The following is a 19,873-nucleotide window of genomic DNA, read 5'->3' as shown; positions in this document are numbered from 1 at the left end:
ATTAGGGATTTAGCTCCTTTAACAACCGCCCCAGTGTCGTTCTCGACAGCTGAAAGGAGTAGGTTCCTTCAACGGGTAGGCCGGGGGTAGCTATGGCCTCCTGTACCTGGGTAACGTATCGCCCGCGACGGCCTGCCTCCAGTAGGGTAGTCATGGTGGCCGGGTCGAATATCAGCTCGTTCGGAATCAGCGCGTACAGGTCGTGCGGCATAAAATAAAACGTCAGCACCAGGCTTGGTTCGGCAGCTTCAGCCCCTACTGGCTGGCTGCTCAGCGAAGCCTGTTCAGCCGGTTGCGGGCGGGTGAGCTGGTTCAGTCTGTTCAGCAACCGCCCAATGGCTATGTTCATTTCGCGGGTGCCACTACCATAGGTGGCTAGTGTCCGGGTGAGCGCTTTGAAGACGGTAGCTTTCCCATCGGGCCAGCTGGATGCGGGTTCGTCGGCGCTGGGCAGGCTATTTATGATTACGTCGACGGCTTCGTACCGCTTGTCGAAGGCCAGTTGCAGGCCTTCCCGAATCGGAATTGGGTTTCTGACCCCACCATCGGCCCAAAAATCGTCAGCCCCCGCTTCATTTCTGGTGATATAAGGCGACATAAATACGGGCTGGTTGGCCGATGCCCAGGTCCAGTTTACCATTTCTTCATAATCGGGATGCTGGCTGGCCGACTTATAGGCCGCTTCGAGGGTTCGGAGGTTCACCACTGACACCGTAAAGTCAAGGCCCAGCGGACTGGTACGGATCTGAGCATAATCGGCTGGCGTAACGAACGTACGGATCAGATTCCGGAGGTTTTCGGTCGTCCCCAACGAAGGTTTGTTGAATCGGCACAGGGCATTCAGCAGTCGAATGCCCCCTCGCTTGTTGAACGGGTTAACGGTAAAAATATCTTTTTGCGTTACGGACGTATAGGCCCGGTTAAGCACATCGTATTTACGAAGCAGGATCAATGGAGCCATCAGACTACCGGTACTTGTGCCAACTACGTGCGCATACCGTTTTCCGGTCGAATCCAGAAAATTAGCGATTCCAACACCCCAGGCCCCCCGCGCCCCACCACCCGACACCACGAGCAAACGTTTGGGAGGTGGGTCGGTCTGAGCCATAACGGTAGACAACAACGGTAAACAAAGAGCGGACAGGAGTAAAAGTTTCATGATTAGACAAGGTTGATTTAGCAGTGACAAGCGGATAAGTTACTGATAATCTGAGCAAAGGCAATCCGTTAGGCATTAGTCGCAAGGAGTCGATTTTGGGGAAACCAGCCGAAGGGTGTAATTTTCGGACCATCGTTTTTCTGCGTTTATGACAACCATCCGCCAGCTGACCGCTTATCTGGAAAGTATTGCCCCCCTGGCCTATCAGGAATCCTATGATAATGCCGGTCTGATTGTAGGTGATCCCAACACGCCCATTACCGGCGTGCTGGTTACCCTCGACACCACCGAAGCCGTTATCGACGAAGCCGTAGCCAGGGGCTGTAACCTGGTGGTGGCACACCACCCCATCGTTTTCCGGGGACTGAAAAAACTCAATGGCAAAAATTACGTAGAACGAACGGTCATCAAAGCCATAAAAAACGAGGTGGCCATCTACGCCAGCCATACCAACCTGGACAATGTGGCGGGGGGTGTCAATGCAAAAATTGCCGAAAAGCTGGGCTTGCAGGAGGTGCAGATTCTGGCGCCCAAAGCGCAGACGCTCAGCAAACTCGTCGTCTACACCCCCGACGCCGACCTGCCGGCCGTCTTGCAGGCCGTGTATGAGGCCGGAGCGGGCCGCATCGGGGCCTATGACCATTGTTCGTTTCGGATGGGCGGAACGGGAACGTTCAGACCCCTGAACGGATCCAATCCGGTTGTGGGTACGGTAGACCGCGATGAAACCGTACAGGAGCAACGGCTTGAAGTGCTGCTGCCGACCCATCTGGAAGGCGCTATTGTAGCAGCCATGAAACAGGCGCATTCGTACGAAGTGCCAGCCTATGATCTCTATGCCCTCACGAACAGTAATCAGACCGTCGGGTCCGGCGCCGTGGGCAACTTGCCAGCGCCAATGTCAGGCGCGAACTGGCTCATGTATCTGAAAGAAACGATGCAGTTACCCCTCATCCGCCATACCGCCCTCCCCGACCGCCCTATACGGCGTATTGCCGTTTGTGGCGGAGCGGGTAGCTTTTTACTGGCCGATGCCCTGCGCGCCGGCGCCGATGCCTTTGTTACAGCTGACTATAAGTATCACGAGTTCTTCGACGCCGAAGGTCGCCTAATCATCTGCGACATTGGCCATTATGAAAGCGAAGTCTGTACGAAAGAGTTGATCGGCGGGCTTTTGGCAAAAAAATTCACTACTTTTGCGGTAATTTTATCCGGAATAGACACGAATCCGGTACAATACTTCACGTAGCACTAAATACATTCCGAATGGAACTGACGATTGCGCAAAAACTAGACGCTCTTCTGAAACTGCAATCCTTTGACTCTCAACTCGACGAACTCATAAAAATCCGGGGAGGTTTGCCCGAAGAGGTGCGCGATCTGGAAGACGATATTGCCGGTTTCGAGACGCGGATCGGGAAGTTCCAGGCCGAAATCAAAACGCTGGACGAAGAAATCGAGCGGAACCGGGTTGCCAAAAAAGACGCCGAGAAACTGATCACCAAATACAAGGATCAGCAGATGAACGTCCGCAACAACCGGGAGTTTGATGCGATCTCGAAAGAAATCGAACTGCAGTCGCTCGAGATCGAGCTGGCCGATAAACGCATCAGCGAAGCTCAGTTTCGGGTTCGGGGCAAAGAAGAGGAGATCAAGACGACCCAGGAAGCCCTGAACGAACGGAAAGAAGACCTGAAAGCCAAAAAGCAGGAGCTCGATCAGATTACCTCCGAGAGCCAGGAAGAGGAGAAAGAACTGATCCGGCAGCGCGACCAGCAGGCAACGACCATTGAGCCGCGGCTGCTGAACTCGTACAACAAAATTCGTGGTAACGCCCTCAACGGCCTGGCCGTAGTGATGGTGAAACGCGGAGCCTGTGGTGGCTGCTTCAACGTAGTACCGCCCCAGCGCCAGGCCGACATCAAAGACAAGAAAAAAATCATCGTTTGCGAACACTGCGGACGGATTTTCGCCGACGTAGAAGGCGTTCCCGAGCCGGCCGTAGTAGGCCGCGGACGATAAGTACAGCCTACCCCGATGCAACGGATCGACACAGATTTCTCACCAGGAACCCTGTGTCGATCCGTTGTTTTTTGGGTACTTGTTTGGCTGGTGGCCCCCGTGCAGGCGCAGGATTTTGTCTGGACACCCGGGCTTCAGCGGGCCTATGCCGATCTGCAGAAAGCCAACGTCCAGCCCGCCCGGCAACTACTGGCCCGCGAGCCAACTCATAACGGCATTCGTATTTTCGTCGACGATTACGCCGACATGCTCACGCTGGTCACCTCCGACGATGATCAGCTGTTTGCCACCTGGAGCGACCGCGAAGCCGAACGGCTCGACGGCCTGCAGTCGCTGGATGATACATCGCCCTGGCAACGGGTGCTTCAGGCCGAGGTGCGGCTCCACTGGGCGTTTGTCAAGCTGAAGTTTGGCAAAGAGATGAGCGCCAGCTGGGATGTCGTCCGTGCGTATAAACTGCTGGCCGATAATCAAAAACGATTCCCGGACTTTTTGCCCACCTATAAGTCGCTGGGAACCCTGCACATCATGATCGGCTCCGTACCGGAAAGCTATAGCTGGGTAGCCAGTCTGCTCGGCCTGCGGGGTACTATTCAGCAGGGGCAGCAGGAGATCAGTCGGGCGCAGCGCGATCCCGTATTTGGTCTGGAGGCCCGGCTGATCGATCTGATGGTACGGGCCTATGTACTCCGCTTCACCGAAGCCGATAGCCAGACGCTACATCAACTGGTTCGGGCCAACCCGGATAATCTGCTGCTCCATTTTTTCGGAGCCACGATAGAGCAGAAGAACGGCCATAGCGAGCAGGCACTGACGTATCTGAACGCCCGCCCTACGGCTGCGTCGTACCAGCCCATTCCCGTTATCGACAATATTTTGGGCGACATCTACCTGCAAAAAGGGCAGTACGTTACCGCTAAACGCCATTTTCAGCGATTTCTGTCGACCTATCGGGGGCGTAATTTCCTGAAGGACTCGTATTACAAACTGTTTCTCTGCCAGTGGCTGGCCAACGAACCCGACGCCAGCGCCCGACCGTTGCTCGTGCAGGTTACCCGCGTGGGTCGACAGGCTGTTGAGTCGGACAAAGCCGCCCAGCGGTTGGCCGAACAGTATCTGAAACACAGCCCCTCTGCCCAGCAGAAAGTACTGATGCGGGCGCGGCTGGCGGCTGATGGCGGCTACACGGATAGCGCATTAGCCTACCTCCGGCCCTATACCGAAGGGCTTTTTCCGGCGCTGGCCGAACAGATCGAGTACAATTACCGGCTGGGTCGCATCTACCAGCGCCGGAACGCGCCCGACACAGCGGCTCCCTATCTGAGCCGGGCGCTGACCCTGTCCGATAGCCCGGCAGCCCGGCAGCAGAATCTTTCGTTCGGAGCCTCCTCGGCGCTTCAGCTGGGCTATATCTACCAACAAAAGAACGACCGGACTCGCGCCCGGTCGTTCTTCGAAAAAGCGTTGTCATTTAAGCGCCATGAGTACAAAAACAGCGTCGACAACAAAGCGAAAGCGGCCCTGAGCGGGCTGTAGGGCGTTTGTTTTCGGGCTAGTTGTTGCTACGTTGCGTGACGTTTAGTCGAGTGCCGCTACACCTGGCAGGGTTTTGCCTTCCATGTACTCGAGCAGGGCACCACCGCCGGTAGAGACGTAGCTCACCCGGTCGCCGTAGCCTGCCTGATTGACGGCCGAAGCCGAATCACCACCGCCAATGAGCGAGAAAGCACCGTTTTCTTCGGTAGCTTTTACCACCGCTTCGGCAATGGCGTTTGTACCCGTAGCGAAATTTTCGAACTCGAATACGCCCATAGGTCCGTTCCAAAGAATGGTTTTTGAAGCCAGCACGACCTCCGTAAACAGTTTCACCGTTTCCGGGCCAATGTCGAGGCCTTCCCAGCCATCAGGAATTTGGCCGGTACGTACCACCTGCCGATTGGCGTCGTTCGAGAAATCATCGGCGCAGACGTTATCGACAGGCATGTAAATTTTGACGCCTTTCTGCTCTGCCTTCTTCAGCAGCTCCAGCGCCAGCTCCTGCTTGTCAGCTTCGAGCAGCGACTTACCGATCTGACCACCTTGCGCTTTGGTAAAGGTATAGGTCATTCCCCCGCCAATAATCAGGTTGTCGACGGTGTCGAGTAGTTTCTCGATAATCAGAATCTTGTCCGAAATTTTGGCACCACCCATAATAGCGGTAAAAGGCCGTTCGGCTTCGCCCAGCACTTTTTTGGCGTTGACCAGCTCGGCTTCCATGACGTAACCAGCCACGCGATCGGTAAAGAACTGGCCCATCACGGCGGTGCTGGCATGGGCGCGGTGAGCGGTACCGAAGGCATCGTTTACCCAGACATCGCCGAGTTTTGCCAGCTTTTCGGCAAAGGCCACATCGCCTTTTTCCTCTTCCTTGTAAAAACGCAGATTTTCGAGCAGCAGAATCTCGCCCGGTTGCAGCGCTGCCGCCAAATCTGCAGCCGTCTGGCCAATGCAGTCGTCGGCAAACTTGACCTCCCGCCCAAACGCTTCATTCAGCGCAGGGAGGATGTGTTTCAACGAATATTTTTCTTCCGGACCACCCTTCGGCCGGCCCAGGTGCGACATCAGAATGGCCGAACCGCCGTCGTTCACGATTTTCATCACGGTCGGAATCGTTGCCTTAATGCGGGTATCGTCGGTGATGTGATATTCTTTGTCGAGCGGAACGTTAAAATCGACACGAACGAGAGCTTTTTTACCAGCGAAGTTGTAGGAATCTACGGTTTTCATGCGCGGGAACACGTGGTTTGGTTTACGGGACCAAACTTAGGGAATTACGCCGGATGAATTGTCATAAAACCACCTGGATACCCCGCAGCCAGCCCCGGCAATGAGCGGTTACCAGACTGGCCAGCTCGATAAAGTTAAAACAGGCCGACTGATTCGGCCATGTACGGGCTAGTTTTACAGGTTGCAGCGCAGCGCCCAATACAACGGCCTCTATGGTCAGCCAGCAGCTACGTCAGTTCCTTCCGAACGCGCTCGAGCAGAGCCTTTGTCGCTTTTATGCCTTCGCTACTCGACAAATAGCTTCCTGTGGGATTATACATGTGCATCAATCCACCTTCGTACTCAATGCCCACATAACCATTGAAACCAGCCTCTTTGATGATTTTGAACATCCGCATAAAATCCGTTTCGGTTTCGTTACCGGCCGCGTCGAACTTGTGCGTTTTGGCACTGATGCCTTTCACGTAGGGCATCATTTTTTTTACCCCTTCGTAGCGGTCATATTCTTTGAGGCATTTGGTGGCCATTATGCCCTTGATGTCGTTGGTTTCGGGCTTGCTACGCTGCACACAGAAATTGCCGAAGTCGGGCAGCAGGCCCATGTTGGGCATATTCACCTGTTTCAGCACACCCACCAGCCAATCAATGTTGGTCGAGTTGCCAAAATGGTTTTCGACAATCACGGTCATGTTCTGTCTGGACGCGTGTTCGAGCAGGCTGTGATAGCCCTCGGCGGCCGCTTTGGCGGCTTCGTCGGCGGGGTCGTCAGGTGCGCCGGACAGGGCTTTGCTGCTGTCGCCCAGATTGACCCGAATGGTGCTACATCCGAGTGCTTTGGCCGCATCCAGCCAGGGGCGGTGTGCTTCCACGGCCTGCTTCCGTTTGCCGGCATCCAGATCAGCCAGATTAGCACCATCGACCATAATCAGGTTGTTTTTCATGCCCAGATCGTCGGTCCGCTGTTTCAGATCTTTCAGATAAGCCGCGTCGGTATGCTTGTTGTTGAAGAACATCGACACGTATTCGAGCACGTTGACACCAAACTCGTTTTTGGCTTTGGCCGGAAAGTCGAGGTTAGTCATTTTGCCCGAGAACAGCTCGGGAGCAAAAGAGAATTCGGCCAGCGAAATCTCAAATGTAAGCCCCTGACGAGTTGCCGCCGGGAGGGTTGAAGCAGCAAACGTTGAGGATGGCAGCACGGCGGCTGCGCTCAGGCCAGCGGCCGACAGGCCCAGTTGGTTCAGGAATTGGCGACGAGTTTGCATAGGAGAAGTTTGGTCAATAGCGACCCAGTACAGGCAGAGATGATTAACTTGTTTATGAACTTGGTGAATCAGTTTGCGCTGGTGACGCAATTCATAGCAACGGGGCAGGGCTACAATGAGCGTTCTGCTGTGGCAATCAGGCTTAGTTGAGCAGTTGGACGGTAACCGGAACAAACAGTGCTCCTCTCAATCCTTTGTCATGTTTAAAGACAAAATATAGATCGTGCATCCCGGTTGTGGGCGCGATTTGGGCTTTAACCACAGTAGGCTTGAAAGCATCGTTCGCGTTTGTCACTTTGCCCTCCGTAGGCTCAATCTCTTCGGTTTGGCCCAGCAGCTGCCCGGTCGGAGAATCGATATGCACCTCGATGCGTCCACCCACGGCGTTCAGGGTCTGTTTGGGAGCGGCCACCGAAAACTCCATCGCCCGGACTCCACTCAGATCCAGCTGGTTAAATTGTACATACGTGTTGGAGGCCATGACAATCACGACAGGCATCTGCCCTACTTTATAGAGCATCGTCCCTTTGGATTGACTGTCGCTGCCCCCAAACGCCAGAACCGGGTTCCGCAACACCAGTGCCTGCTCGGTAGTCTGTGCCGGCAATCCGTTGGCCCCTTTGTCTGTGTATGATGCCCGCAACACCAGATTGCCCTTCTGGTCTTTGGCAGGCGTAACGCTGCCTTTAGTAGGAAGTAACGGAGCCTCGGCTGGCTTGTCGGACAGGGCTAGAATGTATTTAACCATTTCTTGCGCGTCCGCTGTGCCAAGCTGTGGGTGAGCGGTCATGATGGCATCGCCCCATACGCCCCCACCGCCATTGATAATCTTATTCGACAGGCTGGCCACCGCATTAGCATCGCTGCGGTAGCGTTTGGCTACGTCCAGAAAGGCCGGCCCGACTGATTTTTTATCGGTAAAGTGGCAGGCTTTGCAGTCGCTCTTCTCCATCAGCACTTTCCCGGTGCCCAGGTATGTTGCCTCCGAAAATTTATGGCCCGCCGGGTCAGCGTTGGGTGCGGAGCCAGCGTCCTGATACGTCGCCCGTACCACGACCTGTTTCGGCAGAATTTTCCCCGTCGACAGGCTACCATCTTCCTTGTCGGTCACGCTGGCCTGATAGGCAATGGCTTCGCCGGGGAAGTAAAAGCTCCGGTTGCCTTTGGTCAGATTGAGTGTTACAACCGGCGGCTGGTTACCGGCCATAATGTTCAGCTCGCGGGAGTCCGACGCGCCCTGAGCATCGGTAACGGTCAGGATCACTTTATACTGGCCTGGCTTCCGGAACGTAAACGACGGATTGGCGTCGTTGAGCACGGTAGGCTGCCCACTTCCCTTCGCGTAGATTTTCCACTGATAGGTCAACGCGTCGTTGTCGAAATCTTTTGTTCCGGCCGACGATAGACTTACGCTTAGCGGCACAGCGCCGGCGATCTGGCTGGCAGCTACCTGCACAGCGGGTTTGCGGTTACCGCCGTTGTATTCAATGCGCACTAGCCGCGAGTCGTCGTTCTGGGTAAACCAACCCGTGCCGTATTCCAGCACATACAGATCACCATTGGGGCCAAAGGCCATATCGATCGGGTGACTGAAAGGCATGTTCGGCAGGAAACGCTCCAGATTGGACAGTTTGCCGTTGTCGTCAACATTGACGGTCAGAATCATGTCGCGCATCCACTCGAACAGAAACACCTTGCCGTCGTAGTAGTCTGGAAAAGCGCGTTTAGCCGCTTTGAAATCGTCTTTATAGTAAGTCGGGCCTGCCATAGCGCTGCGCCCACCTGTACCCATGATCGGGAACTTTTTGGTTTCGGAAGCCGGGTACGAAATCAGCGCCGGTTGAGCGGGTGGCAACTCACGCATACCCGTGTTGTTCGGCGAATCATTGATCGGACGGGCCGGGTCAAACTTCGCCCCGCTTTTATTCGTTGCGAAGTCAACATCGTGATACGCTTTGTTGTCGCCCACAAAATAAGGCCAGCCAAAATTTCCCGGCCGACGAGCCACGTTGTACTCATCCTCAGCCATTGGGCCTACGCTTGCCGAATCGGTACCAGCATCGGGCCCCACATCGCCCCAATAAACATATCCGGTGTGCTTGTCGACCGAAATCCGGTATGGGTTTCGGTGACCCATGGTGTAGATTTCGGGGCGGGTGCCGGGCGTACCTTTTGGAAACAGGTTACCATCGGGAATGGTGTATGTGCCGTCGGCTTCGGGATGGATACGCAGTATTTTACCTCGCAGGTCGTTCGTGTTGCCCGACGACTTTTGCGCATCCCACGGACTACGGCCTTCCCGTTCATCAATGGGCGCGTATAGCGTAGCGCGAGGACTGGTGTTATCGCCAGTAGAAAGGTACAGGTTGCCATCGCGGTCCCAGTCGATGGAGCCGCCCGTGTGGCAGCATTGTTCGCGCTGAACGGGTACTTCCAGAATCACTTTCCTGGACGAAAGCACTAGTTCATCGCCTTTCAGTTCATAGCGGGTCAGACTATTTTTGGGTTCAGTACCGGCTGGTGAGTAGTATAGATACACCCAATGGTTCTGGGTAAAATTCGGGTCGATGTTCACGCCCAAAAGCCCGTCTTCTGCTTCCGTTTCAGTGCCTTCTTTGTCTTTATACTTCGTACTGACGGGGATGGTTGCAATGGTTTTCAGTTGCTTCGTTGCTGGCGAATACAACCGAACGGCGCCATGCCGTTCTACCAGCAGCACCCGCTCGTCGGGCAGAATAGCCATTTCGAGCGGCTCGTTCAGTTTTTCGGCCAGCACCACTTTAGAAAAGCGGTTTTCTTCGGGTGGCACTGTGGTTGGTTTATCACCGGGTGCATTGAGCGGTCGGCTCGAATAAGACCATAATCCGAAAGCCAGTCCACCCAGAATAACCATCATGTTGTGTGGCCTGTTAGAGAGAGTAGAGTGTTTCATCGCCAGTGTGTATTATTGACACAATGATACTTGATTCTTATCAATGTGTAAAAAATACACACTAAAAATATTTTTATCTTCCTATGGCAGAGTCCAAAAGCGAACTCCTACTGAATTTAATTAAGGAGTACATCACCCAGACGCTCCCCTCCGTTTCACTGGACCTGGTCATTTTTGGCTTTCACGATGGGCAGCTGAAAATACTGCTGATGCGCCTGCTACATACCGAACACTGGTGCCTGCCGGGTGGCCGCATCTACCAGGAAGAAGATCTGGAAGCAGCTGCCTATCGGAGTTTGCAGGAGCGAACGGGTTTGCACGAACTTTTTTTGCAGCAATTCTACACCTTTGGCGATGTGGCCCGCTATCGACATTACACCAATCGGGAGGCCATAGCCAAGTTGGGCTTACCGGATTGGTTTACGAAGGATGTGAATCTAATTAGCCGGGATGTTTCGGTTGGGTATTACGCGCTGGTTGAGTTTACCAGAGCCAGTCCGACACCTGATCTATTTGCCGATGAATGCCGGTGGTGGAATATTGACGAGGTACCTACCCTGCTGTTCGACCACAACCGGATGATTCAGGTAGCCTTGAAAACACTGCGTCGTCAGCTTAGCTACCAGCCCATTGGCTATAACCTACTGCCCGACAAGTTTACGATGCCCCAGCTTCAACAACTCTACGAGACTATCCTGGGACAATCGATGGATCGCCGGAATTTTCAAAAGCGAATCCTGAGCTACGACATTCTGGAACGACTGGAAAAACTTCAGAACGGAAAAGCACACAAAGCTCCTTATCTGTACCGGTTCAATATGGACCAGTATCAGAAAGCATTAGAAGAAGAACGGTTTCTGTTTTAGCCCGTACATCCGGAGAATAATACGCATTTCTCCACCTGGTTCCCTGACTAATGGCGCCTGCCGAGGAGATTGTAATGAATATACGTGCCAGTAATTCGTTCATGGCGTTCTCCACTTCTCATTTACTGGACTGGCTACCCAAGCTATGGTACTTCGTTCAGAATGCATAAGCCACATTAACTCAAAACCACTCATTGCCAGCGATTAATCCAGTTTTCGAACTATAGTAAAATTTCCTTACTATGCTCCTTTGACAATATGTTACCACTGGCTAGTTCGGATAACTGGCTATACCATCTCTTTACCTTAACAGATACCCCATAATGAAAGCGTCAAGACGTAACTTTTTGCATTCAATGGGCGTTGGCGTGGCCGGTTTGGGCGTAACGCACGAATCGGCGGCTACCGCTGCGTTTCCTCCTAAAAAGAGTAAGCCTGCTGGCGACGATCAGATTTTATTTGTAGGCGACAACATCGCCATTGCCGACACCCAGTACGGTAAAGTTCGGGGCTTTATACTGCGCGGCATTCATCAGTTTCTGGGTATTCCTTATGGGGCCGACACGTCGGGCAACAACCGGTTTATGCCCCCGCAAAAGCCTACCGCCTGGACCGATGTACGGCCAACACTTTGGTGGGGAAACTCCGCTCCGCAGATCATGGAAAAACGGTACGCCAACGTATATGCCTCGTTTGTCGACCACTGGAACTACGACGACGTATCGGAAGACTGTCTGAAAATCAACGTCTGGACACCAGCGCTGGACAGTCAGAAACGCCCTGTGGTGGTCTGGCTGCACGGCGGTGGTTTTACCAATGGCAACGGCATCGAGCAGGATGGCTACCACGGTGAAAACCTGGCCCGGCTGGGTAACGTTGTGTTCTGTTCACTGAATCATCGGCTTGGCCCACTGGGTTATACCCACCTGAAAGCGGCTGGTGGCCATGAGGCTTCGGGCAACGTGGGCAATCTGGACATGATAGCCGCGCTCGAATGGGTAAAGAACAACATTGCCAACTTCGGGGGCGATCCGAACAATGTAACGATTATCGGGCAGTCGGGCGGGGGTGCCAAAGTAACGACGCTGATGAATATGCCTTCGGCAAAGGGGCTTTTTCACAAGGCCGTTGCGCTAAGCGGCAGCTCACTGGCCGGTACCAACAAGGAATACGCCGAGAAGTTAGGCCTGAAGGTGATGGAAGAGGCTGGCCTTAAACCGGGCGAAGTCGACAAGCTCCAGCAGATTCCCTGGCGGCAGTACATTGATATTGCCAACCGGGCTGCCGAAAAAATGGCCGATGAAGCCCGGCGACTTAACATGCCACGGGGTGGCTATTCGCCTGTCGCCGATGGAGTTTCTATGGATGGCGGTGCATTCTTCAGCGATCCGAACCATTTTTCGGCTGACATCCCAATGATTATTTGTTCGACCTTCCACGAGCAGAGCCCCAGTCGTACCGATGCTTCGCTGGAATCGATCTCGCTGGCCGAGGTAAAGGAGAAGATTAAACCCCGCTTCGGCGAAAAATCAGGCGAGGTGGTTGAGGCTTACGCGAAGAATTTCCCGAAAGCTCGTCCCATTGAAATCTGGGCGCTGATCGTTTCGAACCGGAAAAACGCCATTGCCACCGCCAACGCGAAGGCCGCTCAGCAGAAAGCACCTGTATACCTGGCCTGGTTTGGCTGGCAACCGCCACTCTTCGACGGCCGGATGCGGGCCTTCCACTGCGATGATATCTGTTTCTGGTTCTACAACACCGACCTGATGCTTACGCACACGGGTGGCGGCAAGCGGCCCAGGGCGCTGTCGGAGAAAATGGCCGCTTCGTTCGTCAACTTCATGAAAACAGGAACCCCAAACGGCGGTGGCCTGCCCACCTGGAAACCTTATACCAGCCAAAACGGCGAAACCATGGTTCTGGACGATGCCCCGGTGCTGGTCAACGATCCCGACCGTGAAGCCCGCAAGGCGCTGGTGTAATTCAGTTTATCAATGGTTCCCTAGCAGAGAACCATTGATAAACATCTGTATATCAGATTTATGCATAGCAAATTACCATTGACCTGGCTCGACTTCTTTCGCTTATCAGCTCTTCCAACGCTTACCCGTGCAAATGCGTCAGATAGGTAAGGGTGAAGTTCAGTCTCTGCGCCGATCATTACGGCTACAATGGCCACATTCAGACCGAAGTCGGATGTGCTTAGAATACGGTATAGACAGACCTGCACTGCATTGGCTCACGTGCCCAATGCTTAGTTGCTGGCCAGGTGAATCGATTTAATAACTCCCTTCTCCTCCGCTCCCACCAAAATTACCACCACCGAACCGGACGCCTTCTTTAGGTCCCTGCTGCGCGTTGGCTGATGCCTGAATGGCCGTTATCGTGTCAGCATGGCCCAGAATACCCGCGGGCGAGTCGTCGTCGGGAGTATCCGAGAAGCGCCCCCGGGTTTGGTCGGCCGGGCGGCTCTGCAGATACCGGATACAGGCTACAGCGATTCCGATCAGCGCCAGTCCGCCGAGCGTCAGCGCGGTATTGAACGATACGATCGCGGCATATTCGTGTAGCGTAGCCACGGCCGCAACGAGCCCCAGCGCCCCCATCGACAGCAGAATTCGATTGCGCGTCCGCAGTCCGTAGCCGAAGCAGGCGCCCGGTATCAGAAAGGTCAGCAGCCAGAACAGGGCCGGTAGACCAATCTCGGGCGCTTCGGCAAAACGGGGCCGGTCGGGCGTAGGCTCCAGCAACAGGCCGTTCAGTTCGCGCACCACAAAATAATTACCGCTGGCGATCAGCACCACCAGCGACAGCGACTCCATCAGGTTGATCGGATCGGCATAATAGGTTTGTGCTTTGGTCAGGGTGCCGCCCGGCCCGCCAACCAGCCAGCGACCGCGCGACAGGCCATATAACCCGCCCGACACGGCCATCATCACGAACGGCAGCGCATCGTTGCCCCAGCTGAACGCCAGCATGCCGTTGAACACAAAGGTGTAGAACGTAGCCAGCGACAGAAAGGCCAGTATGGTATCGCCGTAGTACCAAAGCGCCACCAGCAGGATCGGCAACGCGGCCAGGCAGTAGGTAGACAGCCGTAAATTTTCGGGCAGAAACATCAGCAGCCCCAGCACCAGAAAGCCAGCGGTCAGTACCGCCACGGCATTATCGACGCCGTTCCTGTAGAGCAGCCGCCGGTTGATCAGCTGTTGCCCCAGCCCGCCCAGACCCAGACTGAACACGACACTCACCGTACCGAAGGAGGTTCGCTCGTCGAGAAGACCCGACACCAGCGTTGTTGTCAGTAAAAACGTACCCAGTATCGCCAGCGTAGTGAACAGAAACAGGCCTACCTCCAGAATACCGTTCGTTTGCCGGAATCCCTGTGGGTAGTTTTGCTGTACGGTGCGGATCTGCGCGTCGGTCAGCAGGCCGCGTTTGTGCCACCGTTCGGCCTGTCGGACCAGCTCCCGGTTATAAATCCATTCGTCGTTATACGCTTTCATTCGTCGTTTTCCGATTAGGCAACTGGCTAAGCAGGTACGCTACAAAGCCAATGCCGGTCAGGATAAAATACCAGTAGTAACTGCTGGCGGCTGTAAAATCCAAGTAATGAAACACCAGGTAGGTAATACCGATGTAGCCGTAAATGGCACTCATCAGGATAAATAATACCAGCCCGCTGTCGACAGCCCGTTTGCGCCGGGCAAACTGGTCGAAGGCGACGCAGGTTCCGATCAGGACCAACCCGAACAGCGGGCGAACGGACTCAAAATTGAAGAGCCCGCCCAGCAGCGCCACCAGCAACAGATTACCCGCAATGGTCAGGTAGGTGTACGTGAAGTGAGGCTTGATGCGCCGACGCTCCAGCAGCAGCGCGGCCCCGATCAGCACCAGCGCCAGCACGATGGCAGAATACACCGTTTTCTGATCGAAGAAGTTGGTTTTGACATACAGCTCGAGCGGCCGTATGGTGACGCCTACCCACGAGATGAGTGCCGTAAGCGCCATACTCAATACCCCCCGGTGGTCGAATCGGTAGGCCAGGGGCAAAAACAGAACCGCCGGCAACAGGGTGACCAGCCCGTATCGGGTACCGAAAATAGTGTAGGCATACTGGGCATAACCCTCCAGCGTAAGAAACAGAAGACAGCCCAGCAACAAGGCATAATCGCCAAACGATGAGCGGCTTCGGGCTGGCTCGAACATCCAGTCGGGCCGGTGGCGCCAGGCAAAAAAGAAGCAGGCTCCGCAGCCAGCCGCCATAGCCAGCAGCAGCGCTCCATGACCAATCTGATCGAAGTTATCGTATACCAGCAAGCCCAGCCCGGAACTCAGCAGCAGGATACCACCATACAGCAGCGAACGCAGTTCCCAGTGCAGCGAAAGGGGTTTTTCGCGCTCAAACCGATCGATCGTTGCTGCTTGCTGGGCCGATAGAATACCTTGCTTTACGAACTCATTCAGGCTGTCGGTTGGGGACATATCCAGCGTTTTTTTTGTTGTCTATATGGTCAGCACGGCTCCGCCGGGCGGCTTCAAAACTGGTCTTCCGATAATAGCTACCGGGAAGCCAAATTACTAACCCCTGGCATGGTCGGACGACAGAAAGTTATTCTTACCCCCCGGTATTACCTCGACAATTTCCGCTACGTGCTGGACTTTGTTAAACGGCTGTACGGGGGCTTGCTTAACGAGGCCGAGTGGGATTTTATCCGCCGGTTCGAAGCCCTCGGGCTCGACGCCCAGTGTGTATACGTACGACTCAGTAACCGAAAAGGACTCTTTTTTCGTGTCAACAAACTGCAGTATGCCGAAATTACCGACTTACCGGCAGCCATTGGCGAACTCCTGACAGCTGGCTTTATCGAACGTTTGTCGCCACACCACGAAGGCATGGGCGACGATGCCCTGGGCGTTTTCACTAAACCCGAACTCCTGGATCTGCTCCCACTCTCACCGGAAGAGGTACGCCCGCTCAACAAGGAAAAGAAGGAAGGGGTGGTTCGGTATGCATTACATGAACTCGATTTCGGCGAAATAGTCACCAGCCTGACCACCCACGAAACGGTTATCCGGATGAATTTCGAAGCCGAGGGGATGATGGTCAAGTACTTGTTCTTCGGCAACCGGGGCGGCAGCATGACTGATTTTGTGGTCCGCGATCTGGGCATGGTCAACTTCGAGCGCTACGACGACAGCAAAATGACGGCCCGCTTTCGTACCCGCAAAGAGGTAGAAGACAAACTGATGATCTCGCTGACGAACGAGGAATTTTACGAACTAAAAACCAGCGAAACGCCCGCCGAAGATATTTACAACTGGTTTCTGAACTGGAACGAAACCCGGCCTGAGCTGACCGAAATTGCCATTCCGGGCTATCAGAAACTGGTTTGTAAGGTAGGTGGCTACCTCGAACGGCAGAAATTACCCGAGCAGGCCCTGGCTGTTTACGAACTGAGTGACCGCGTGCCGGCCCGCGAACGACGCGTCCGGCTGCTGTTCCGCAACGGCGCCGTCGACGAAGCGCTGGCCCTTTGCGACGAAATCGCCGTAGCGCCCCTGAATGCCGAAGAACGCTATTTTGCGAACGACTTCCGCGAGAAAATCCTGAGCGTTGGCGAGAAAAAGCGCCCCCGCAAGGCCACTACCCGTTTCCTGTCCGACGCCGAAAGCCTGAACATACCAGCCGCGTACCGGCATCATGTAGAGGCTGGCGTGATGAATTATTACCTCGAGTCGGGCTACGATGCGGCTTTTACCGAGAACTATCCCTGGCGTGGGCTATTTGGGCTAGTGTTCTGGGATATCATCTACGACGCCAACGTATCGGCCATTCATCACCCACTGCAGCGCGCGCCGTCGGACTTTTACCTGCCCGATTTTTATCTGAAACGCGAAGAACTGCTCAAAAAGCGCCTGGCCGAACTAACCACCCGCGACGACTGGCGACGGCATACGGGCCGTATGTTCAACGCCAAGTACGGCATCACCAACGTACTCGTCGACTGGTCGGACGAGCTACTGACGCTGGTTCAGCGCATCATCGACTTACTCGACCTGGAACAGCTCCGGCTCATTCTGCTCGAAATGGCCCGAAATGTTCGCGAACATACGCGTGGCTTTCCCGATCTGCTGATCTGGAACCAGTCCGGTCACTACGAGTTCGTGGAAGTTAAATCACCCACCGACCACCTCGGCCCTCAGCAACTACACTGGCTCGAATTTTTCCAGACAATCGGCGTTCACGGCAAGGTCGTGCGGGTTATCTGGGAGCTGTAAGACAAGACCCCACCGGGTCACGACGGCCGGTACCATCGTTTGGCCAAAACCCTGACGCATTTACTTCCTGCGGCTACGCAGACCTGCTAGCAGGGGGTTTAGAAACGGGCTGATGCCTTTATAGTCGAGCAGGGCGGGCGGAGCGGTTTCCAGCACGGCGGCCAGGTTCTGAGCCGCATCAGGTCGCTCGGCCAGTTCGCGGTCGAGTCGGTTCTGGTAGGTATGGATGCCGAACAGCACCGCGCCGGATCGCTGAAGCCGGGTAAGGGTTTGCCGCTCGATACGGACAAAAAGCTGTTGAGCTATGGTATCGGGGGTCAGTTCAGGAAGCCGTTCGGCCAGCAGCCGATCAAGCGCGGGCGTATGCTGGCTGGTCATGTCGAGCTGATCGCTGAGTTTGAGGCTCCAGTTGAGCCGCCAGACGGGTCGGCCGGCGGGTAGCCGCTCCATCAGGACCGACGCAGCCCGCATCATCGGCTCGACAATGGGGTTGATGGGCGCGTGAATGGCCCAGAAGGGTAATCCCAGCTTATCGTCCAGACACCAGCCGTTGCCGAAGCACAACTGCCCCGCCACGAGCCGAACGCCCTCTCCCGATAACACCAGCAGATCTTCGGCCACCTGCCGACCTACCCAGTCGAGTGGTTCCTGCGGAAGCGTGGTGGCATCGCCGAATGTAAACGTGTATGCTTCATTCAGCCGGTGGTTTTGCCAATGCCATTCGTTCCCCTGCTGCTGCAGCGTAAAGGCGTCGGGGGTCCGGCGGGCGGCTTGCTGCAGCACCAGCGCCAGTACGTCCCACTGCGCCGTCTCGTGGCCCGGCTGCGACTGGTAGTAATAGCCCGGCTGCCCGGTTAGCAACTGGCGTTTCAGCAGTACTTCAGTCAGGTAGTGATCATCTACGTCGACCAGTGGATCGGCGTCGGTCAGCAGGCGGGTGCCAATCTTATCATTGAACTGCGGGCCAAACGGAAAGTACGGGAGCATAGGCAGGTAGCTGAACAGGCGTTACGGTTGCCAGCGTTCATATGGCCAGCAAAGGTAACGCCTGCTCGCACTCTACCCGACGGGCTAGTTCAGCCAGCCCCCCGAAAAACCGGCTTTCACCAGCCCACGCCGGATGTGCGGATTTTTTTTCATCAGGTTCCAGACAAATTCTGTACGCAGGTTTTCGGCCATAAGCAGAATAGGGCCCTGGTCAATACCCAGGTAGTCGACATCGAACCAACCCGTTTGGGTAGAACCGTTGGCAAAAGCCGACGGGTAGCGGTACGTTGGGTTGAAGGCATCGCGGAAGCCGTAGGGGCCGTAAAGCTTATCTCCGTATTTCGTTTTCATGGCCCGCAGCGCTGGCAGGCAGATTTCAGGCGCGAACGCCATTGAACCGCCGGCCGCCGTAGGCGCAATGGTGCCGTCGTCTACGATCTGGGTCGATGCGGCTCCCCGGGCGCGGTACGAAAAGAATGTTCGGCCTGCCACCGTAGTATCTTTTGGTCCGTCGCAGGCCGTCAGTCCCCAGATGGTGGGGCCGTAATCCTGCCAGTTGGCCGGGTTGTTCAGGCAGTAGGCCCGGTTAGCATAGGTAGCCCGGCGCGAGTTTTCGGCGTAGTCGATGCCTTTGCCGCGCATGTACTCGTCGCGGATGCCCCGAAAGTCGATCCAGACGTGCGAATACTGGTGGCCAAACAGCGGGTCGAAATTGACATGCGACTGGTCATAAAACGTAGCCCACGGATACGACTTTGTCCAGGCGGCCCAGGCGTCGGTTCCGACCGGGTGCGTAGGTGACCCCAGCGCCAGCACGTATAGCAGCATGGCTTCGTTGTAGCCTGTCCAGTCGTTTTTGATGAAGCCCGTTTCGGGGTGCCAGCCCATGGACACAAACGGTTTGGATTCAGGGCCGTTCCGGCCCTGAATCCAGGTCCAGTCGACCCGGGCGTAGATCTGCTCGGCCAGCTGGCGGATTTCCGTTTCGACGGGCGTGTTCTGATCAAAGTAGGACTGAGCACTCAGGATACCACCCAGCAGCAAGGCCGTATCGATCGTCGACAGCTCAACCTGCCGGAATCGCTCCCCGGTTTTCATGTCCAGAAAGTGGTAGAAAAACCCTTTGTATCCCGCTACACCCGTTGCTTTTTCTGACTGGGGTGCGCTGGCAAAAAACCGGAGCGTGCGTACGGTGCGGTCGGCGGCCTGCTGGCGGGTGACGTACCCTCGCTCGACCCCAACCAGATACGACGTCAGCCCAAAACCTACGGCAGCCACACTGCTGAACGACGGAGTTGGCGCCCGGTCGGGCACAAGGCCGTTTTCGGAGTTGGCCGTTTCCCAGAAATACCGGAACGTGTCGCGCTGAAGACTGTCGAGAAACGACTGGTCCGACGCAGTCAGCCCCGCCGGTTTAGGAACGGGCGCAACGGGCTGTGTTCGGGGCTGGCAACAAACGATGGAAAGCGATCCGCACAGCGTCAGGATCGTAAGGATGTGTTTCATAACGTTTTGTCTATGGTACCAGGCTCGTTTTGGAGCGGGTAAAAAAGGCCCGCGAGGTCGGTTTATCCATCCTCACGGGCCCGCAATG

General features: G+C 55.3%; 14 protein-coding genes. 6 read left to right on the top strand and 8 right to left on the bottom strand.

What is annotated here, in order from left to right; translation table 11 throughout:
* Nucleotide 1: 1 nt before the first annotated feature.
* Nucleotides 2-1,159: a patatin-like phospholipase family protein gene (locus FBR45_RS12925; protein WP_138502920.1), complete on the bottom strand. Its 1,158-nt coding sequence runs from the start codon at nucleotides 1,157-1,159 to the stop codon at nucleotides 2-4.
* 148 nt (nucleotides 1,160-1,307) lie between these two features.
* Between FBR45_RS12925 and FBR45_RS12920 the strand changes: the two genes are divergently transcribed.
* The 3 genes from FBR45_RS12920 to FBR45_RS12910 are packed head-to-tail and all read left to right on the top strand — an operon-like array spanning nucleotide 1,308 to nucleotide 4,717.
* The gene (locus tag FBR45_RS12920) at nucleotides 1,308-2,408 is read left to right on the top strand and encodes a Nif3-like dinuclear metal center hexameric protein (RefSeq protein ID WP_138502918.1); all 1,101 of its coding nucleotides are present in this window, start codon (nucleotides 1,308-1,310) and stop codon (nucleotides 2,406-2,408) included.
* 17 nt (nucleotides 2,409-2,425) lie between these two features.
* Nucleotides 2,426-3,181, top strand: coding sequence for a zinc ribbon domain-containing protein (locus tag FBR45_RS12915; RefSeq protein WP_077921770.1), 756 nt, complete (start codon nucleotides 2,426-2,428; stop codon nucleotides 3,179-3,181).
* A 15-nt stretch (nucleotides 3,182-3,196) separates the two neighbouring features.
* Complete coding sequence (locus FBR45_RS12910; RefSeq protein ID WP_138502916.1) at nucleotides 3,197-4,717, top strand: tetratricopeptide repeat protein; 1,521 nt, start codon at nucleotides 3,197-3,199, stop codon at nucleotides 4,715-4,717.
* Nucleotides 4,718-4,759: 42 nt separating this feature from the next.
* On the opposite strand, the gene FBR45_RS12905 is transcribed toward FBR45_RS12910, so the two are convergent.
* The 3 genes from FBR45_RS12905 to FBR45_RS12895 form a co-directional block, all read right to left on the bottom strand.
* Nucleotides 4,760-5,947 carry a phosphoglycerate kinase gene (locus FBR45_RS12905; protein ID WP_138502914.1) on the bottom strand — a complete coding sequence of 396 codons (1,188 nt, stop codon included), beginning with the start codon at nucleotides 5,945-5,947 and terminating at the stop codon, nucleotides 4,760-4,762.
* 227 nt (nucleotides 5,948-6,174) lie between these two features.
* On the bottom strand, nucleotides 6,175-7,212 hold the full coding sequence (locus tag FBR45_RS12900; RefSeq protein ID WP_138502912.1) for a sugar phosphate isomerase/epimerase family protein: 1,038 nt from the start codon (nucleotides 7,210-7,212) through the stop codon (nucleotides 6,175-6,177).
* Nucleotides 7,213-7,354: 142 nt separating this feature from the next.
* Nucleotides 7,355-10,144 (bottom strand): PQQ-dependent sugar dehydrogenase, encoded by a 2,790-nt coding sequence (locus FBR45_RS12895; RefSeq protein ID WP_246082220.1) that lies wholly within the window; start codon nucleotides 10,142-10,144, stop codon nucleotides 7,355-7,357.
* A gap of 83 nt (nucleotides 10,145-10,227) precedes the next feature.
* Here FBR45_RS12895 and FBR45_RS12890 point away from each other — a divergent pair, with 83 nt between their 5' ends.
* Both FBR45_RS12890 and FBR45_RS12885 read left to right on the top strand, forming a co-directional pair.
* Nucleotides 10,228-11,010, top strand: coding sequence for an NUDIX hydrolase (locus tag FBR45_RS12890; RefSeq protein ID WP_138502910.1), 783 nt, complete (start codon nucleotides 10,228-10,230; stop codon nucleotides 11,008-11,010).
* Nucleotides 11,011-11,333: 323 nt separating this feature from the next.
* Nucleotides 11,334-12,992, top strand: a complete 1,659-nt coding sequence (locus FBR45_RS12885) for a carboxylesterase/lipase family protein (RefSeq protein ID WP_138502908.1) — start codon at nucleotides 11,334-11,336, stop codon at nucleotides 12,990-12,992.
* A 297-nt stretch (nucleotides 12,993-13,289) separates the two neighbouring features.
* On the opposite strand, the gene FBR45_RS12880 is transcribed toward FBR45_RS12885, so the two are convergent.
* Nucleotides 13,290-14,516, bottom strand: a complete 1,227-nt coding sequence (locus FBR45_RS12880) for a hypothetical protein (RefSeq protein ID WP_138502906.1) — start codon at nucleotides 14,514-14,516, stop codon at nucleotides 13,290-13,292.
* A complete protein-coding gene (locus FBR45_RS12875) occupies nucleotides 14,503-15,495 on the bottom strand; it encodes a DUF2157 domain-containing protein (protein WP_138502904.1) in 993 nt (330 codons plus the stop codon). Before FBR45_RS12875 ends, FBR45_RS12880 begins: the two co-directional genes overlap by 14 nt.
* Before the next feature lie 108 nt (nucleotides 15,496-15,603).
* On the opposite strand from FBR45_RS12875, the gene FBR45_RS12870 reads away from it, so the two are divergent.
* Nucleotides 15,604-17,292, top strand: a complete 1,689-nt coding sequence (locus FBR45_RS12870) for a VRR-NUC domain-containing protein (protein ID WP_138502902.1) — start codon at nucleotides 15,604-15,606, stop codon at nucleotides 17,290-17,292.
* Nucleotides 17,293-17,352: 60 nt separating this feature from the next.
* On the opposite strand, the gene FBR45_RS12865 is transcribed toward FBR45_RS12870, so the two are convergent.
* Together FBR45_RS12865 and FBR45_RS12860 are read right to left on the bottom strand one after the other, a co-directional pair.
* Nucleotides 17,353-18,279, bottom strand: a complete 927-nt coding sequence (locus FBR45_RS12865) for a heme-dependent oxidative N-demethylase family protein (protein WP_138502900.1) — start codon at nucleotides 18,277-18,279, stop codon at nucleotides 17,353-17,355.
* Nucleotides 18,280-18,363: 84 nt separating this feature from the next.
* The gene (locus FBR45_RS12860; RefSeq protein WP_138502898.1) at nucleotides 18,364-19,785 is read right to left on the bottom strand and encodes a glucoamylase family protein; all 1,422 of its coding nucleotides are present in this window, start codon (nucleotides 19,783-19,785) and stop codon (nucleotides 18,364-18,366) included.
* Between the last annotated feature and the right edge of the window lie 88 nt (nucleotides 19,786-19,873).

The organism is Spirosoma lacussanchae, from assembly GCF_005870035.1.
Taxonomy (GTDB): Bacteria; Bacteroidota; Bacteroidia; order Cytophagales; family Spirosomataceae; genus Spirosoma; species Spirosoma lacussanchae.
Note: the sequence above shows the minus strand (reverse complement) of the source record. Positions and strands in the feature narration are given on the sequence as shown.

Bases quoted from the DNA above. Each gene is read 5' to 3' on its own strand.
- FBR45_RS12895 (WP_246082220.1), bottom strand. From the start codon at position 10,144: ATGAAACACTCTACTCTCTCTAACAGGCCACACAACATGATGGTTATT.
- FBR45_RS12860 (WP_138502898.1), bottom strand. From the start codon at position 19,785: ATGAAACACATCCTTACGATCCTGACGCTGTGCGGATCGCTTTCCATC.
- FBR45_RS12905 (WP_138502914.1), bottom strand. From the start codon at position 5,947: ATGAAAACCGTAGATTCCTACAACTTCGCTGGTAAAAAAGCTCTCGTT.
- FBR45_RS12870 (WP_138502902.1), top strand. From the start codon at position 15,604: ATGGTCGGACGACAGAAAGTTATTCTTACCCCCCGGTATTACCTCGAC.
- FBR45_RS12925 (WP_138502920.1), bottom strand. From the start codon at position 1,159: ATGAAACTTTTACTCCTGTCCGCTCTTTGTTTACCGTTGTTGTCTACC.
- FBR45_RS12900 (WP_138502912.1), bottom strand. From the start codon at position 7,212: ATGCAAACTCGTCGCCAATTCCTGAACCAACTGGGCCTGTCGGCCGCT.
- FBR45_RS12875 (WP_138502904.1), bottom strand. From the start codon at position 15,495: ATGTCCCCAACCGACAGCCTGAATGAGTTCGTAAAGCAAGGTATTCTA.
- FBR45_RS12910 (WP_138502916.1), top strand. From the start codon at position 3,197: ATGCAACGGATCGACACAGATTTCTCACCAGGAACCCTGTGTCGATCC.
- FBR45_RS12880 (WP_138502906.1), bottom strand. From the start codon at position 14,516: ATGAAAGCGTATAACGACGAATGGATTTATAACCGGGAGCTGGTCCGA.
- FBR45_RS12915 (WP_077921770.1), top strand. From the start codon at position 2,426: ATGGAACTGACGATTGCGCAAAAACTAGACGCTCTTCTGAAACTGCAA.
- FBR45_RS12920 (WP_138502918.1), top strand. From the start codon at position 1,308: ATGACAACCATCCGCCAGCTGACCGCTTATCTGGAAAGTATTGCCCCC.
- FBR45_RS12885 (WP_138502908.1), top strand. From the start codon at position 11,334: ATGAAAGCGTCAAGACGTAACTTTTTGCATTCAATGGGCGTTGGCGTG.
- FBR45_RS12865 (WP_138502900.1), bottom strand. From the start codon at position 18,279: ATGCTCCCGTACTTTCCGTTTGGCCCGCAGTTCAATGATAAGATTGGC.
- FBR45_RS12890 (WP_138502910.1), top strand. From the start codon at position 10,228: ATGGCAGAGTCCAAAAGCGAACTCCTACTGAATTTAATTAAGGAGTAC.